Below are 16,463 nucleotides of genomic sequence, written 5' to 3' on the forward strand. Positions count from 1 at the left end.
CGCGCCTCGCGTACCCGGGTCAGCGTGGGTCGTAGCGGTGCACGTCCGCCGTTGCCGCGACGAGCGCGCGGAGCCCGGCGAGGTCGGCGGGAGCAGCACCGGCTGCGCGCGCCTGCACCAGCACGTTGCCGAGCGCCGTCGCCTCGACGGGGCCGGCGATGACAGGAACACCTGATCTGTCGGCCGTCGCCTGGCACAGCAGTCGGTTGAGGGAACCGCCGCCGACGAGATGGATGCTGTCGACCGGGCGACCGGCCAGGGTCGCGGCGTCGGCGATGGCATCCGCAAAGGCCTGCGCAATCGATTCGACGATGGTGCGGACGAACGCCGCTCGCGACGACGGCGCGGCATCGCCGAGCAGTGCGCCGATGCGCGCGGGCATGTCGCCCGGAGCGCTGAGCGATGGGTCGTTCGCATCGAACAGCGGCACCGCGCCGGCGGTCGCGGCGGCCTCTGCCAGCAGCGTTGGCAGGTCGATCGGGGCGCCGTCGGATGCCTCCCACTCGCGCAGCGTCTCGCTGAGCAGCCAGAGGCCGGTGACGTTGTGCAGAAAGCGGATGCGCCCGTCGACGCCGAGCTCATTGGTGAAGTTCGCGGCGCGGGCGGCATCCGATACGACCGGTTCGGTGAGCTCCAGGCCGACCAGGCCCCACGTGCCGCACGAGATGTAGGCCGCGTGCGGCGTCGACAGGGGGGCCGCGGCGACGGCCGAAGCGGTGTCGTGCGAGGCGACGGCGACGACAGGAAGGTCGCGGCCGATCCGCGCCGCGAGCTCGGGGCGGACGCGACCGATCGTCTCACCCGGATCGACCAGGCTCGGCAGGACGCCGGCGGGAATGCCGAGGCGTTCTGCCAGCTCGAGATCCCACTGCGCATCGTCGACGCGCAGCAGCCCGGTGGTCGAGGCGTTCGTGCGCTCGGCGACCCGTCGTCCCGTGAGCAGGAAGGCGAGCAGGTCGGGCACGAGCAGCGCCGTGTCGGCGTCGCTCAGCAGGGCATCCGCCCGGTATTGGTAGAGCGTGTTGAACGGCAGGAACTGCAGACCGTTGCGACGGTAGAGCTCTTCGAAGGGGACGACTGCGTGTACCGCCTCGACGCCGCGCGCGGTGCGATCGTCGCGGTAGTGGAACGGTTCGGCCAGCAGATCGCCATCGTGCAGCAGACCGTAGTCGACCGCCCACGAGTCGATGCCGATGCTCTCGATCGTGGGCTCACGCCGCACGGCCTCGGCGAGTCCGTCGAGCACGTGCTCGTACAGGGCGCCGAAGTCCCAGTGCAGGCCATCGGCCCGCTGCACCGGACCGTTCGAAAAGCGCGTCACGAGTTCGAGATCGAGCGCGTCGGTGCCGACGCGCCCGATCATCACCCGTCCGCTCGTCGCGCCGAGGTCGACGGCGGCGAACGAGCGGACGGCTGCTGACGCCGTCATCGCAGGAATGCCGCCGCGACGCCCGAGTCGACGGGGATGTGCAGACCGGTCGTACGGCTCAGCTCGGGGCCGGTCAGCACGTACACGGCGTCGGCGACGTTCTCGGGAACGACCTCGCGCTTGAGGATGGTGCGGTTGGCGTAGAACTGGCCGAGGTCCTCTTCGGCGACGCCGTAGGTGGCAGCGCGGTTGGCGCCCCATCCGGAGGCGAAGATGCCCGACCCGCGAACGACGCCGTCGGGGTTGATGCCGTTGACGCGGATGCCGTGCTCGCCGAGTTCGACGGCGAGCAGTCGCACCTGGTGCGCCTGGTCGGCCTTGGTCGCCGAGTAGGCGATGTTGTTGGGGCCCGCGAAGACGGAGTTCTTCGACGAGATGTAGATGATGTCGCCGCCGAGCTGCTGAGCGATCAGGGCTTTCGCCGCGGCCTTCGAGACCAGGAACGAGCCCTTGGCCATCACATCGTGCTGCAGATCCCAGTCCTTCTCGGTGGTCTCCAGCAGCGGCTTCGACAGTGACAGGCCGGCGTTGTTGACCACGAGGTCCACGCCACCGAACGCGAGCACGGCCTCATCGAGAGCCGCCTGGACGGCATCCGCATCGGCGACGTTCGCGGCGACGCCGATCGCGACATCCGTGCCGCCGAGTTCGGCGGCTGCGGCCTGCGCCTTGGCGAGGTCGAGGTCGGCGATCACGACGCAGGCGCCCTCGGCGGCCAGGCGCGTGGCGATGGCCTTGCCGATGCCCGAGGCGGCGCCGGTGACGAAGGCGATCCGGCCCTGGTGGCTCTTGGGCTTGGGCATCCGCTGCAGCTTGGCCTCTTCGAGTGCCCAGTACTCGATGCGGAACTTCTCAGCATCCGAGATCGGGGCGTACGTCGAGAGCGCCTCGGCGCCGCGCATGACATTGATGGCGTTGACGTAGAACTCGCCCGCGACGCGAGCGGTCTGCTTGTTCGCGCCGTATGAGAACATTCCGACACCGGGGATCAGCACGATCAGCGGGTCGGCGCCGCGGATCGCAGGGGAGTCAGCGGTCGCGTGCGCGTCGTAGTAGGCCTGGTAGTCGGCGCGGTACTCGGCGTGCAGCTCGTGCAGCCGAGCGATCTGCTCATCGACGGTGGCGGTCACCGGCAGGTCGAGGATCAGCGGCTTGACCTTGGTGCGCAGGAAGTGATCGGGGCAGCTGGTGCCGAGGGCTGCCAGCGCCGGGGCCTTCTCGGATGCCAGGAAGTCGAGCACCACGTCACTGTCGGTGAAGTGACCGACCATGGGCTTGTCGTGGCTGGCGATCCCGCGGATGGTGGGGGCGAGGGCAGCGGCGCGGGCGCGGCGTTCGGCGTCGGGCAGCGCGGTGAAACCGGCGCGCGCTGCGCCGAACGGGGCGGGGCTTCCGTGCTCGGCGATGTAGGCCGCGGCGGTGTCGATGATCCACAACGAGTTCGCCTCGGCCTCGTCCGAGGTGTCGCCCCAGGCGGTGATGCCGTGCCCGCCGAGGATCGTGCCGATCGCCTGCGGGTTCTGCTTCTTGATCTCGGCGATGTCGAGGCCGAGCTGGAAGCCGGGGCGTCGCCACGGCACCCAGACGACCTTGTCGCCGAAGATCTTCGCGGTCAGCGCTTCGCCGTCGGCCGCGGTCGCGATCGCGATGCCCGAGTCGGGATGCAGGTGATCGACGTGCGCGGCGTCGACCAGCCCGTGCATGGCCGTGTCGATCGACGGCGCTGCACCGCCCTTGCCGTGCAGGCAGAAGTCGAACGCGGCGACCATCTCGTCTTCGCGGTCGAGGCCGGGGTAGACGTCGACGAGCGCGCGCATGCGGTCGAGGCGCAGTACTGCCAGACCCTGTTCGGTGAGCGTGCCCAGGTCGCCCCCCGACCCCTTCACCCACATGAGTTCGACCGGCTGTCCGGTGACCGGGTCGGTGTCGACGCCCTTGGCCGAGGTGTTTCCCCCGGCGTAGTTGGTGTTCTTCGGGTCCGCACCGAGGCGGTTCGACCGTGCGATCAGTGCGGCGGGGGTGGGGGTGGTCATGCGGGGTCCTTTGAGGATGCGATGGTGAGAAGGATGAGGACGAGGGGGCGGCGTGGCGCCCGCCCCCTCGTGGTGGTCAGCGTGCGCTGGCCACCGGCTCGCCGTAGCGCTCGCGCTCGATCTCGTCGAGCGACTTGCCTTCGGTCTTGGGCGCCCAGATCGTGCCGATCAGCAGAGCGGCGACCAGCAGCCCGATGATGAGCAGACCGAGCTTGCCGAGGCCCATCGACTCCAGCAGCACGGGGAAGACCAGGCTGAGCAGGCCGACCATGACGCGGGCGAGCATGAAGAGCATGCCCTGGGCGCTGGCGCGGTACTTCGTCGCGAACAGTTCAGCCGTCCACAGGCCGTAGAACGCCTGCGCGCCGACACCGGCCGAGATGCCCCACGCGGTGGCGAAGAACAGCAGCGAGAACATTCCGGGAGGGGCGTAGATCAGCACGATCCAGGCGATGACGCCCAGCAGTGCGCCGCCGAAGTACAGCCAGCGGCGGCTGACCCGGTCGCCGTAGCGCATGAATCCGAAGTACGTCGCCGCGGCGGTCAGCGTCCAGACGAGCACCTGCAGCAGGTTCTGCTGGGTGGCATCCTCGAGTCCCGCCGCCTCGTAGACGCGCGGCTGGAAGATACCGGCCTGCCCGGCGACGGTGTTCCACAGGCCGTACACGCCGAGCAAGAAGGCCAGCGCGCCGAGGTTCTTCTTGTTCGACAGCAGTCCGCCGATGCCCGAGAACAGCGACACCTTCTGGCCGCTGGCGCGCTCGGCCTCGCGCTGCTCCTTCCAACGGCGCGACTCGGGGAGTCCGCGACGCACCCACCACGTGATCGCGGCGATGACGAAGAGGTGGAAGAAGATCAGACGCGCGCCGACGATGCCGAGCGGGCCGACGATCACGGCGAGCAGGAAGCCCACGGCCGGGCCGATCGACCAGGCCAGCTGGGCCGTGCCGACGTGTGCGGCGCGCTGCTCGCTGGGGGCCTCTTCGGCGATGTAGGTCCACGAAGCGGGCACGCCCGCACCGACCGAGACGCCCATCATGATCACGCCGATGAGCAGCATGGTGAAGTTCGTCGAGAACGTCACCACCAGTGCACCGGCCATGAACAGGATGAGGTCGTACGTGTAGATGAACTTGCGGCCGAGGCGGTCGCAGAGCGGACCGCCGATGGCGGCACCGATCGCGGCGCCGAACGCGTTGGCGCTGAGGGCCGCGACGAGACCGACGGCGGCGTTGTCGAAGCCGAACTCGGCCTGCCACAGCGTGAGGCTGGTGGCGAGAGCGATGATGGCGCCCGCTTCGATGTAGTTCGACATGGCGACGGCGATGGTCGCCTTCCAGGCCGTGAGCGGCCGGCGAATGGAGGTGGTGGTCATGTCAGGCTCCCCATCCTGCCTGGGTTCCGCCGACGCGATCGGCGGCGATCTTCTGCTGGTATCCGGATGCGGCGTACGCGGCCATCGGGTCGGCTGCCAGTCCCCGTGACTCACGCCACTCGGCCAGTGCCGGGCGGACGTCCGTGTAGAACGCGTCCATGAAGACGGCGTTGGCGGCGAGCACATCGCCGCTCTTCTGGGCACTGCTCAGCGCGTCGCGGTCGACGAGCAGGGCGCGCGCGGTCATCTCTTGCACGTTGAGCACCGAGCGGATCTGACCGGGGATCTTGTCTTCGACGTTGTGGCACTGGTCGAGCATGAACGCCACATCGGGGTTGTTCAGCCCGCCGCCGCGCACCACCTCGAACAGGATGCGGAACAGCTGGAACGGGTCGGCCGCGCCCACGATCAGGTCGTCGTCGGCGTAGAAGCGCGAGTTGAAGTCGAACGAGCCGAGCTTGCCGAGGCGCAGCAGCTGCATGACGATGAACTCGATGTTTGTGCCGGGCGCGTGGTGGCCGGTGTCGAGGCAGACCATGGCCTTGTCGCCGAGAGAGGCGACCTGCGCGTAGCTGGTGCCCCAGTCGGGAACATCGGTGTGATAGAACGCCGGTTCGAAGAACTTGTACTCCAGAACCATGCGCTGCTCGGCGCCGAGACGGGCGTAGATCTTCTCGAGGGAGTCCTGCAGGCGATCCTGGCGGCCGCGCATGTCTGCCTGGCCGGGGTAGTTCGACCCGTCGGCGAGCCAGATCTTCAGGTCGCGACTGCCGGTGGCATCCATCACGTCGATGCACGCGAGGTGGTGGTCGATCGCCTTCTGGCGGATCGTCGCGTCTTCGTGCGTCAGCGCACCGAACTTGTAGTCGTCGTCCTGGAAGGTGTTCGAGTTGACGGTTCCGAGTGCGACGCCGTGGTCTTCGGCGTGCGTGCGCAGGGCGTCGAAGTCGCACATGTCCCACGGGATGTGCAGTGCGACGACCGGGGCGAGCGCGGTGTGCTTGTGCACCTGTGCGGCATCCGCGATCTTCTCGAAGGGGTCGCGCGGGGTGCCGGGCGTGCCGAACACCTTGAAGCGGGTGCCGGAGTTGCCGAACGCCCACGAGGGGAGTTCGATCGACTGCCGCTCGAGCTGAGAGCGGATGTCGGGTGTGAGGATGCTCACGATGGACTGCTTTCGTTGTCGGGGGTGGATGCGGGAACGTCGGATGCCGAGGCGAGCTGGGCGTCCAGATTGAAGACTTCGGGCAGGCGCGTCGCGGCCTGGTCGGGACGGCCGTCGAGCCCGATGAAGAACCGGCTCATCTCGGCCTCCCAGCGCGTCGCGATGGGGGATTCGGCGAGGTAGGCCTGTGCGGCTTCGTCGTCGTCGGTCTCGTAGTAGCCGAAGAGGCGGCCGCCGTCGCCGAGGAAGAGCGAGTAGTTGCGGCGGCCGGATGCGGCGATCTCGGCGAGCATCTCGGGCCAGACCGGCGAATGACGCTCGAGGTACTCGTCGAGCAGTTCAGGGCGCACCTGCAGTTGGAAGGCGACGCGGGGCATGGGTGAATCTCCTCGTTGAGTCCGACGTATATGAATCGTTTCAGAGCACTCTAGGTGCCCGTATCGGGGAAGTCAAAACCGTTGTGCGCGGCGGGTGGAAAGCCGGTCGAGTAGCGTGTGGGGAGGCCGCGGTGGAGGGGGAAGACGGATGGCAGTGGGCGTGAAGGATGTTGCCGTTGCGGCCGGCGTCTCGGTGGGAACCGTCTCGAACGTGCTCAATCGGCCCGAGCTGGTCTCGCCTCGCACGGCTGAGCGCGTGCAGCGGGTCATCGATGAGCTCGGGTTCGTCCGCAATGACGCGGCCCGCCAGTTGCGCGCGGGGCGCAGTCGCAGCATTGGCCTCGTCGTGCCCGACATCGGCAACCCGTTCTTCGCCGAGGTCGCCCGCGGGGCCGAGGACCGCGCCGCCGAAGCAGGGATGACCGTGCTGCTGGGCAACAGCGACGAGAGCGATCAGCGACAGGGCGCCTACCTCGACCTGTTCCTCGAGCAGCGCGTCAACGGAGTGCTGCTGACGCCGGCATCCGACGATCTCGCCGTGCTGCACCGCCTCGATGCCGGGGGTATGGCGGCCGTGCTCGTCGACCGTGAGGATCGTGGTGGCGCATTTCCGTCGGTGTCGGTCGACGACGTCGAGGGTGGTCGACTTGCTGCGGCGCATCTGCTCGCCGCCGGCCGTCGGCGCCTCGCGTTCGTCGGCGGACCATCGTCGGTGCGGCAGGTCGCCGACCGGCTGCAGGGAGTGCGTGACGCCGTGGCCGAGGTCGACGATGCAGTTCTGGAGGTGATCGAGCGCCCGTCGCTGACGGTGCTGCAGGGGCGCGCTGCCGGAGAGGCGCTCGTGGCGCGGGATGCTGCGGATCGGCCGGATGCCGTGTTCGCGGCGAATGACCTGCTCGCGGTCGGATTGCTGCAGGCTCTGAGCTTCGGGTCGCAGGTGCGGGTGCCTGACGACATCGCCCTGGTGGGATACGACGACATCGACTTCGCCGCGGCTGCCGTCGTGCCCCTGAGCTCGGTGCGTCAGCCTGCCCGTCTGATCGGATGGACCGCTGTTGACCTGCTGCTGAAGGAGCTCGAAGCTCCGGGTAGCGCTGGCAGTGTGCGCTTTCGGCCGGAGCTGATCGCTCGTTCGTCGAGCGCCGCGGTGCTCGATTCGTGACTGGCCCGGCGAACCGTTATGATGGCTAGGCGCGTCCACTCTTCGGAACGGACGCACGGAGACGTCGCATAGTCAGGCCTAGTGCACCACCCTGCTAAGGTGGAGTCCTCGCAAGGGGACCGAGGGTTCAAATCCCTCCGTCTCCGCCATTTTCCCCTGGTCGGAACCCGTTTTGTGGGTGCGCTTGACCTTGCTCTTCTCGGACGTCGCGCGCCAGCGACTAGGTCGCGTACCTGCGAGACGATCTCTCCGCGTCTCTTGGGTCAGCGAGTCGGATCGCGCACCTTCGGTAGCCTGGGCGCATGCGTGGACGACGGCTCACATGGTTGGCGGGCGGGATCGGACTGATCGGCAGCGGTGTCTTCGGAATGTCGACGAGTGCCCTGTCGGGAGTTCCGGGGGCGAGCACCGTCATCTTGCTGCTGAGCGACCTGTCATGGGCCGCCGCAATCCTGCTCCTCGCCATCGGGCTGGTCGGTGAAGACAGCGTCATCGCACGCAAGCCGCTGGGCATAGCGGCCGCCGCCGTCGTCGCACTGTGGCCGGCAACCGACACCCTGGTCAGCCTCGCCACAGGCTCTCAGCTGGGGCCAGACGCGGCGTTCTGGCCGATCTGGAGCTATCTCTCCTGGGTGGTCCCGCTGATGTTCGGGCTGATCGCAGCCATGCAGGTCGCCCGGGCCGGGGTCGTCCCCGCCCCATGGAACTGGGCGCCGCTGTGGGCCCTCGGCATCCGAACGGTCACGTCGCTCATCCCGGCGCTGGTCGCCGTCGCCTCCCCGAACACCTTCATGGCGATGGGGGACGTCCTTCCTCTTCTCGGCACCCTCGGCTACCTGCCGATCACCTTCGGGCTCGGAGTCCTGGCAGTAGCCCTCTCCACCCGCACACGTTCAGCGACGGTGCCGGTGTTCGACTCTTCCACCGCCACGTAGGCGTCGGCGCTATTCCTGCTCGCCTCCGCGCTGAACGAGTTCGAGGCCGGCGCTGGCGAACTGGCGTGCGGTGGCATCCGGAAGGAATGCGCGCGTGAGCGCGAGTCCGATCCGCGGCAGATCGCCCTCGTCGCGGTAGAGCAGGTAGAGCGTCTCGTAGCGGGGATGGAACTTCTCTTTGAAGCGATGCAGCGAACGGAACCCGTACACCGGCTCGAGCATGTCGGCGAGCTTGTCGCTGAGATCGGCGATCACTCGGGCATCCGGCGGGTACTCGTGCGCCAGCGGCGCACCCGACAGTGACAGAATCTCGGCCCCCTCGTCGCGGAAGTGAGCGGCCGACATGCCGATGAGGTACTCCATGACCGGGGGGAACCCTCCGTCGCGGCGCCGCATCAGATCCAGCGTCCACCCGCGCACCCGACCCTCGCCGTAGACCGGCAGCCACGACAGGAATCCGTCGACGTCGCCGTTGGGAGCGAGCGCGAGGGCGATCCGCACCTCGGGGTCTTCGGCCTGTTCCAGCGAACCGAGGGTGAAGCCCATCTCGGGAAGCCCCTTGTCGCCGACCCATATCTCCGAGATCGCATGCAGCTGCGCGCGCACGCCCCACGATTCGTCGCGCAGCGTCGACATGCGGAACGTCATCTCTTCGCGTCCGGCCCGGTTCATCGAGGTGCGGATGGATGCCCATCGCTTGCCCGTGTACTCCAGGCCGGGCAGGTCGACGATGGTGTCGTCGGCCACGACGAGACTGCGCCACGTCGCAGGAACGGCAGCGCGGGTGGCCTCCCCGGCGCTGAAGAAGCAGGGTGCGAGGCCGGCACGCTCGGCGTCGTCGATGAACTCCGCGACCGACGCGGAGCGACCTTCTTCTGGGCCGAGAGGGTCGGCGAGGGCCAGCGCGACACCGGCGCGCTGTTGATACGCGACGGACCCGTGCTCGGTATGGGTCGTCGACATCCCCTCCCACGTCGTCATCCACGACAGCGTGCCGCCACCATGGGCGCGCAGCAGCTTCTTCGTCTCGTCGTGGTCGGTGGGATGCCCGGGAGACAGTGTGCGCCTGTGGCGCGGCGGGAAGGCTGCGCGGACCCACACCAGGTAGATGAACACGGCGAGAGCGACGCCCGCCGTGGCAATCGTCAGCGCCACGCCACCGTCGAACGCCGCGTGGACATCGGCCTGGTCAGCGGCTGCGAGCAACGCAAGCAACAGCACGCCGAGCAGGGCGTTGATGCCCAGCAGTACAAGCGAGACGACCCACGCCCAGCGACGCGCCCTGCGCAGCCCGTCGGCGATGAGCACGACGATCAGCGTCTCGACCGCTGTCGTCCACCACGGGCCGGCCAACGGTGCGGAGGTGCCGAAGGGGCCATCGGTGGGTACGAAGGCGAAGATCACCTGAATCGCCGCGAACGCGAGCACTCCGATGAAGGCGATGAACCGTTGCTCGCGTACGGTCGCACGCTGCACGTGCAGCGAGCGGTCGACCAGCAGGACCAGGGCGAGCGCGACCGCGTGCTCGAGGTCGGCGACGGTGCCCAGGAACAGCAGTCCGATCGTGGCCACGGCGATCAGCAGCAGAAGCACCCGCACCCGCCAGGGCGACGCGAACAGCGCGGCGGCAGCGGCCATGCAGGCGAACGCTCCGCCGCTGGGGCCCACATCCAGGGTCGCCGCCTGCTCTGCCGCCCACGCCCAGTTCGGAATGAGTGCGAACAGCCACAGCAGCAGGGCGGAGGCGAAGATGGCGAAGAGCTGGCCGATCGCGAAGTACGCCACGGCGACCTTCCACCCGCGCAGGTACTCGAGCACCGCGAAGCCCCACAGGATGAGGAGCGTGGGAATGTACACCAGTGGTTGCACGACGAAGAAGGTTCCGGTGAGTGGCGTCCACCAGCGCCCCGCCTCCAACGCGGGTAGGCCATAGGCCACGGCTTCGAATGCCGCGCTGTCTTCGAACGGTCGCCAGAGCCCCTGCGAGACGATGCCGCAGGCCAGCAGGATCGCGACGAACGCGATGGTTGCCGGTAGCCGGCGGAGCACGCTCAGGAAGGGGCTGGTGCTCGGCTGCGTGGGCTTCTCTGCGTCGCGCATGCACAACACGATAGCGATGGCGGTCGACTGGTGGGTGGCTGAACTCCACATGCTCGCCCCCGCCTTTGCGGGGTGGCGTCGCACGAGCCCGCCGTCGCGTTCCTTTTCTGTTCATCTTCGAGCTACGTGCGCGACGTGTTGGGGTCGTACGTTCGGGAACGTTCCCGCCTCGGGAACGTTCCCGAACGCGTGATCCCTTGATCTGAAGGAGCACTTCTATGCATGCACGACGCACCACCCTGATCGCCGCTGCAGCAGCGGCGGCATTCACCCTCGCCGGCTGTTCCGCGGCGTCCCCCTCGGCGCTGCCCGCCGGCGGGGAAGACGGCGGATCGCTCGTCGTCTATGCCCCCATGGACGACGCCCGAATCGACTTCGTGACAGAGCAGGCCAAGGAAGACCTCGGCATCGAACTGACGATCGTCGGCGGCGGTGGAGGCGATCTGGCGACCCGTCTGGAAGCCGAGAAGAACAACGCGCAGGCCGACGTGGTCGTCGGACTCGGCGAATCCTTGCTGAACCGGCTGGACGCGCAGGACATGTTCGACCACTACACGCCCGCATGGGCAGAACTGATCCCTGAGCAGTTCCGCGACGACGATGCCGGCTTCTCGCTGTTCACGCAGACGCCGATCGTCATCGGCTACGACACTGCTCACCTCGGCAACGCTGAGGCGCCCGACGCATGGCTGGACCTTGCCGCGCCAGAGTACGCCGAGAAGTTCGTCTTTCCCGCAACGACAGGTCAGACGGGTCAGGCCGCCATCGTCGGCATCCTCTGGCGCTATGCCGACCCCGAGACGGGTGAGGTCTCGCCCGAAGGTTGGGACGCGCTGGCTGCAATCCTGCAGAACGCGAAGCAGCTCTCGGATGGTCAGCAGTTCGACTGGGATTGGGTCGCTTCCGGCGAACTGCCTGTGGTCGTCAACTGGCTCGGCGGTGTGCAGATCGGCGCTGACGACAACGACCTGGACATCGCCGTCGTCGACACCGACGGAGGAACACCGTTCGTCTCTACCGGCGTTGCGATCGTCAACGGAACGGATCGTGCAGAACAAGCACAGCGGTTCCTCGACTGGTTCGGCTCGGCGGACTTCCAGGTCGCCTACGTCGAGGCAACCCACAACGACACCCCGCTCAACTCCGACGCCGTCGCGCGGCTTCCCGAAGCCGCTGCCGCTCTGGACTCGCTCACCAAGCAGGACATCGACTGGTCCGTCGTCACCCCGCACCTGACCGAGTGGATGCAGAAGGTCCAGCTCGAGATCCTCGGCTGATCCGAACCGTACGAACAGGAGCCATCATGATCACGATCCGCGACCTCGCTGTCGCCTACGCGGGCAGGGACGTACTGCAGGGGATCGACCTCACGGTCGATGCCGGAGAGTTCGTCACGCTCCTCGGCCCATCCGGGTGTGGCAAGTCCACGCTGTTGCGCGCGATCGCTGGATTCGTGTCGACGCGTGCCGGAGCGATCGAGATCGGCGGTCGTGACGTGACGCGGTTCGATCCGGAGGCGCGCGGTGTCGGATTCGTGTTCCAGAGCTACGCCCTGTTCCCGCATCTCTCGGTGGAGGACAACGTCGCGTTCGGGCTGGGGGTGAGAGGCATCCGTGGTCGTGAGCGTCGCGAACGCATCGACCAAGCGCTCACGGCCACGGGGCTGACCGCGCACGCACGGGCGATGCCCGCGCAGCTCTCCGGCGGTCAGCAGCAGCGAGTAGCGATCGCCCGCGTACTGGTCACGCGCCCGTCCGTTCTGCTGATGGACGAACCGCTGTCGAACCTTGATGCGACTCTCCGGGTGCGGCTCAGGGCCGAGATCCAGCGTCTGCATCGCGAGCTCGGCATCACGACGCTGTACGTCACCCATGACCAGGAAGAAGCGTTGTCCCTGTCCGACCGCGTCGCCGTCATGCGAGACGGCGCATTCGACCAGATCGCACCGCCCCGGGAGGTCTACCAGCGGCCGACGACCGAGTATGTGTGCCGGTTCGTCGGAGAGGTGAATGAGCTCGGCGGCGCACTGCGCGCTCTGATCGAGCCGCATGGGGCGACGGCCGTCTTCGTCCGCCCCGAGAACATGAGACTGTCCGTCGTGCCGACACCGCGCACCGTCACCCGTGGCCAAGTGCGTCTGCTCACCTTCCTCGGATCCGCGACCCAGTACGTCATCGACGTCGACGGGCATGAAGTCGTCGCGGTGCTCCCGTCCCGACAGGACGACGATCACGCCGTCGGCGATGAGGTGTACGTCGGCTTCGACGAGGCGGATCTCATCAGGATCGCCTCGTGAGCGCGGTCGTTGGACGCGGTAGCATCCGCGGCGGACGTGCGATGGTGCGTTTCGTGGGCTCCGCCGCCTGGCGTCTGATCGCGTGGGGTATGTTCCTCAGCTGCGCGTGGTTCGTCGTGACATTCCTGTACGTTCCCAACATCGGTGTGCTGCGAGAAGTCATCTTTCCCTCGTCAGGAGACCCGCTCGCGACCGCGGTCGAACTGTTCTCATCAGCGCGTGTGCTCGCAGCCATCCGCGACACGCTCATCGTGACCGCAGTCTCGTTGGTGACAGTCAGCGCGGTCGGGATCACGCAGGCGTTCATCTTGGAGGCGTTCTGCATCCGCGGCAAGGGGTTCCTCACCGTGGCCTACGCGATTCCCCTCGTGTTCGGATCCGTAGCCGCCGTCACGGGATACGTGATGGTGTACGGAGCCGGCGGCCCCATCACCATCGGCCTGCAGCGACTCCTCCCCGGATTACCCGACGATTGGTTCTCGGGCATTCCCGCCGTCATCCTCGTACACACCTTCACGATGACCGGATACCACTTCCTCTTCCTGCGCCCCGCGATCCGTCGTATCGACTTCTCCATGGTCGAGGCCGCTCGCTCGCTGGGGATGAGTCCGGTCCCCGCCTTTGTCCGTGTCGTGCTGCCCGTGCTGCGGCCCATGATCGTGGCCTCGCTGCTCATGGTGCTGATCGGATCGCTCGGGTCGTTCGCCGCCCCCAACATCCTCGGTGGGGGGAGCTTCACCATGGTGGGTCCGCTCATCCGCACCCTCACCTCGCTCGGACGCCCCGACATGGCAGCGCTTCTGGGCGTACTGCTGGCACTGGCGACGGTCGGCCTACTGGCTTGGGCGCTCCGCGCAGAACGTCGCGCGAGCCTCTTCTCGGCGGCGAAGAGCACACGTCCGTTCCAGCCGATCCGCGTGGGCAATCCCATCGGCCGAGCGACCTTGTACGCAGTGGCGTACGCCCTCGCCCTGGTTAACATGCTGCCGGTTCTCGTCACCGTGCTTATGGCGTTCTCGCCCGTGGAGGCGATCCGCAACGGGCAGCTGTGGGGTGGACTCACGCTCGACAACTTCGCAACGGTCTTCGGAGACAGCGGCGCTGTTGCGCCGCTGGTCAACTCCTTGCTGCTGTGCGTCATTGCGATCCCCGTCGCCCTGACTATCGGCACGGCACTGTCGCACTTCGTCGATCGACACCGCGGCGCAGCCACCGATGCGCTGCAGATGACCTTCTTCCTGCCCTACTTCTTGCCAGGAGTCCTCATCGCCCTGGGATTCTTGATCGTCTTCGGTGCGCCGCACGTTCTGACCGGCGGACACGTGCTTGTCGGATCGTTCTGGATCCTGCCGCTGGCCTACGTGGTCATCCTTCTGCCGACCGTGGTCCGATTCGTTCGCGCCGCCCTCGCCGGAGTGGATCCCGCGCTCGACGAGGCAGCGCGGGCGCTCGGCGCACGTTCGCCGCGCCGCTTCGCTCTGATCACTCTGCCGATGCTGGTACCCGTGTTGGTGCAGGTCGCCGCGCTCTCTTTCAACGCGACATTCGACGAGTACACCGTGTCGGTGATGCTCTACAACGTCAACAACCGTCCGCTCGGCGTAGCGATGGGCGCGCTGGCGGCGACGCCTGATCCAGAACTGGTGGGTGTCGCCACCGCGTACGTCGTGCTGAACACGGTCATCGCGCTGGGCGTGGTGCTCTTCGCCGACCGGATGGCCGCCTGGCAGTCCCGCCGCGTGGTCGGCGCAATGGGAGCTGCACGATGACGCCGGTGTTCCCCGCCGCCGACGGGTATGACGTCGACTCCCTGATCATCGCCGGTGGATGGCCGAGCAACCTCTCGGAGCTGTTCGTCCGCGCCAAAGGACCGGCGCGTCGTTCGGAGGACATCGTGGCCGTCTCGGACGACTACGTCGCCGTGATCGATGGGATGTCCAGCCCGCTGCGGGGCGCCGGCAGGCCCGCGAGTGGACGCGAGTTCGCTCGCGCCATCGGCACGGCGCTCACCGCGTTGCCGGGCGACCTCGACGCGCGTGAGTGCGTGGATCTGCTCACTGCGGCGGTCGGGCGCATCACGGCGGCACACGCCGGACCGGCGGGCGCGGTCGCCGCGATCTACTCGGTGCGACGCCACCAGGTGTGGCGCATCGGCGACGTGCATGTGCGGGTAGGGCGGCACGCATTCCCCGCGCAGAAGGGCATCGACGATGCGCTCGCCGCTTTCCGCGCCGCCTACAACCTCGCCCTCATCGCGGGCGGTGCCTCCGTCGCCGAGATCATCCAGACCGACCCTGGGTTGCGCGCTGCGTTTCCGCTTCTCGAAGTGCAGCCGGCGCTGGGGAATGCGCGCTCTCCACTCGGCTACGGCGTGTTCGACGGGACGCGTGTACCGAGCCGGTTCATCGAGGTGTTCGACGTGGGGGAGAACGACGAGGTGGTGCTCGCCAGCGACGGCTATCTCGCGCCCGATCGCAGTCTTCGCAAGGCGGAAGACCATCTGCGGCACGCGCTCGACACCGACCCCGCAGCGCTCGGCGCACTCGCCGCAATGGCCAAGCCATTGCTCCCCGGCGCCTGGTCCGCTGACGATCGCAGCTACGTGCGCCTGACCTCATACCGTCCCGAAACCGATTCCGACGAAAGCAGCCTTCCGTGAACGAGAACCTTCGCATCCTGACCTGGAACGTCCTCTACCGCGACGTCGATGCCCGACTGCCTCTGCTGGTGCCACGGGTCGAGGCGATCCGCCCCGATGTCTTCCTCGTGCAGGAGACCACAGCTGCGCATGCCCGCGCACTCGCCTCGGCGACGGGCATGCATCTCGTCGCCGAGGGAGAACGCACCCACCCCACCGCCCCCACGATCAACGCCATCCTTGCCGCGGAGCCTCCGGTGCGTGCGGCCTCGCACACGATCGATGCGGGGGCTCGCTGCACCTATCTGACTGCTGACTGGCAGGTCGGAAGCACGCTCCTGAGGGTCGGCACAACACACCTGCGACACACCCATCAGGCGGGGCGCATGGGCGTCGAGTCTGGCTACCGCGCGGTCGCGCGTGGCGCGGACGCCGCTGCGATCGCCTCGGATTCCATCCGCGAGAGCGTCTCCATGCGTCTGGCGCAGCTCGCCGAGATCCGCCGTCTGCGGGAACAGGACGCCGTCGACGCGGAGGTGCTGACCGGCGATCTCAATTTCGTGCCCGATGGCACCGAGTACGGTGAGATCGTTTCGTGGGGCTTGAATGATGCCTGGCGCGCCGCACCGCGGCTGGGGTCGGGAGCGACGATCGTCGAGCGCAACGATCTCATCGGTGACGGCCGCGGCGTGTACCGCGATCTTCGCGACGGCACCATGCCGGGTGCCGGCGGTGATCTTGACTACACCCTCGACTACCAGTTCTCGCGTGGCGCGATCGACGTCGGGCACGCCTGGATCGTGGGAGATGTCGATCCGGGGGAGAGCTTCCCCAGCGACCACCTCGGGATCGTCGTCGAGTACCGGATCGACTGACACGAGTGGATTCGTCTGCCGGTGGCGGCACGAAGTGGGACACTACGTTCTGGTGCACGACGATCGAGAGGGGGCACG

The 16,463-nt window shown here is 67.8% G+C and carries 13 protein-coding genes and 1 tRNA gene; 8 read left to right on the plus strand and 6 right to left on the minus strand.

Translation table 11 applies throughout. The features are described 5' to 3' along the window. Positions 1 to 19: 19 nt before the first annotated feature. The 5 genes from ACLD0U_RS00910 to ACLD0U_RS00930 all read right to left on the minus strand — a co-directional run bounded on the left by ACLD0U_RS00910 (position 20) and on the right by ACLD0U_RS00930 (position 6,379). Positions 20 to 1,429, minus strand: a complete 1,410-nt coding sequence (locus ACLD0U_RS00910; protein WP_410339550.1) for a rhamnulokinase — start codon at positions 1,427 to 1,429, stop codon at positions 20 to 22. After that, a complete protein-coding gene (locus ACLD0U_RS00915) occupies positions 1,426 to 3,462 on the minus strand; it encodes a bifunctional aldolase/short-chain dehydrogenase (protein ID WP_410339551.1) in 2,037 nt (678 codons plus the stop codon). Before ACLD0U_RS00915 ends, ACLD0U_RS00910 begins: the two co-directional genes overlap by 4 nt. Positions 3,463 to 3,538: 76 nt before the next feature. Next, positions 3,539 to 4,837: an MFS transporter gene (locus tag ACLD0U_RS00920; protein ID WP_410339552.1), complete on the minus strand. Its 1,299-nt coding sequence runs from the start codon at positions 4,835 to 4,837 to the stop codon at positions 3,539 to 3,541. Position 4,838: 1 nt separating this feature from the next. After that, on the minus strand, positions 4,839 to 6,002 hold the full coding sequence (gene rhaI, locus ACLD0U_RS00925) for an L-rhamnose isomerase (protein ID WP_410339553.1): 1,164 nt from the start codon (positions 6,000 to 6,002) through the stop codon (positions 4,839 to 4,841). Next, positions 5,999 to 6,379, minus strand: coding sequence for an L-rhamnose mutarotase (locus ACLD0U_RS00930; RefSeq protein WP_206821127.1), 381 nt, complete (start codon positions 6,377 to 6,379; stop codon positions 5,999 to 6,001). The genes rhaI and ACLD0U_RS00930 overlap by 4 nt, the downstream gene beginning before the upstream one ends. 148 nt (positions 6,380 to 6,527) lie before the next feature. Here ACLD0U_RS00930 and ACLD0U_RS00935 point away from each other — a divergent pair, with 148 nt between their 5' ends. The 3 genes from ACLD0U_RS00935 (at position 6,528) to ACLD0U_RS00945 (ending at position 8,476) form a co-directional block, all read left to right on the plus strand. Next, positions 6,528 to 7,541, plus strand: a complete 1,014-nt coding sequence (locus ACLD0U_RS00935; protein WP_410339554.1) for a LacI family DNA-binding transcriptional regulator — start codon at positions 6,528 to 6,530, stop codon at positions 7,539 to 7,541. A gap of 57 nt (positions 7,542 to 7,598) precedes the next feature. Next, positions 7,599 to 7,690: transfer RNA gene (locus ACLD0U_RS00940), tRNA-Ser, on the plus strand. Positions 7,691 to 7,843: 153 nt separating this feature from the next. Beyond that, positions 7,844 to 8,476, plus strand: a complete 633-nt coding sequence (locus ACLD0U_RS00945) for a hypothetical protein (protein ID WP_410339555.1) — start codon at positions 7,844 to 7,846, stop codon at positions 8,474 to 8,476. A gap of 9 nt (positions 8,477 to 8,485) precedes the next feature. Here ACLD0U_RS00945 and ACLD0U_RS00950 read toward each other — a convergent pair whose 3' ends face one another. After that, complete coding sequence (locus ACLD0U_RS00950; protein ID WP_410339556.1) at positions 8,486 to 10,576, minus strand: bifunctional lysylphosphatidylglycerol flippase/synthetase MprF; 2,091 nt, start codon at positions 10,574 to 10,576, stop codon at positions 8,486 to 8,488. Between the two features lie 218 nt (positions 10,577 to 10,794). Here ACLD0U_RS00950 and ACLD0U_RS00955 point away from each other — a divergent pair, with 218 nt between their 5' ends. Genes ACLD0U_RS00955 through ACLD0U_RS00975 form a run of 5 tightly spaced genes read left to right on the plus strand, consistent with a single transcriptional unit; the run spans position 10,795 to position 16,385 of the window. Further along, positions 10,795 to 11,853, plus strand: a complete 1,059-nt coding sequence (locus ACLD0U_RS00955) for an extracellular solute-binding protein (protein ID WP_410339557.1) — start codon at positions 10,795 to 10,797, stop codon at positions 11,851 to 11,853. Positions 11,854 to 11,879: 26 nt separating this feature from the next. Then, a complete protein-coding gene (locus tag ACLD0U_RS00960; RefSeq protein WP_206821054.1) occupies positions 11,880 to 12,872 on the plus strand; it encodes an ABC transporter ATP-binding protein in 993 nt (330 codons plus the stop codon). Then, positions 12,869 to 14,641 carry an ABC transporter permease gene (locus ACLD0U_RS00965; protein ID WP_410339558.1) on the plus strand — a complete coding sequence of 591 codons (1,773 nt, stop codon included), beginning with the start codon at positions 12,869 to 12,871 and terminating at the stop codon, positions 14,639 to 14,641. Before ACLD0U_RS00960 ends, ACLD0U_RS00965 begins: the two co-directional genes overlap by 4 nt. Beyond that, positions 14,638 to 15,531 (plus strand): hypothetical protein, encoded by an 894-nt coding sequence (locus ACLD0U_RS00970; RefSeq protein ID WP_410339559.1) that lies wholly within the window; start codon positions 14,638 to 14,640, stop codon positions 15,529 to 15,531. Before ACLD0U_RS00965 ends, ACLD0U_RS00970 begins: the two co-directional genes overlap by 4 nt. Next, the gene (locus ACLD0U_RS00975) at positions 15,528 to 16,385 is read left to right on the plus strand and encodes an endonuclease/exonuclease/phosphatase family protein (RefSeq protein WP_410339560.1); all 858 of its coding nucleotides are present in this window, start codon (positions 15,528 to 15,530) and stop codon (positions 16,383 to 16,385) included. The genes ACLD0U_RS00970 and ACLD0U_RS00975 overlap by 4 nt, the downstream gene beginning before the upstream one ends. The last annotated feature ends 78 nt before the right edge of the window (positions 16,386 to 16,463 follow it).

Origin of the sequence: Microbacterium sp. 2216-1 (assembly GCF_046507855.1) — a bacterium.
Lineage (GTDB): Bacteria > Actinomycetota > Actinomycetes > Actinomycetales > Microbacteriaceae > Microbacterium > Microbacterium esteraromaticum_C.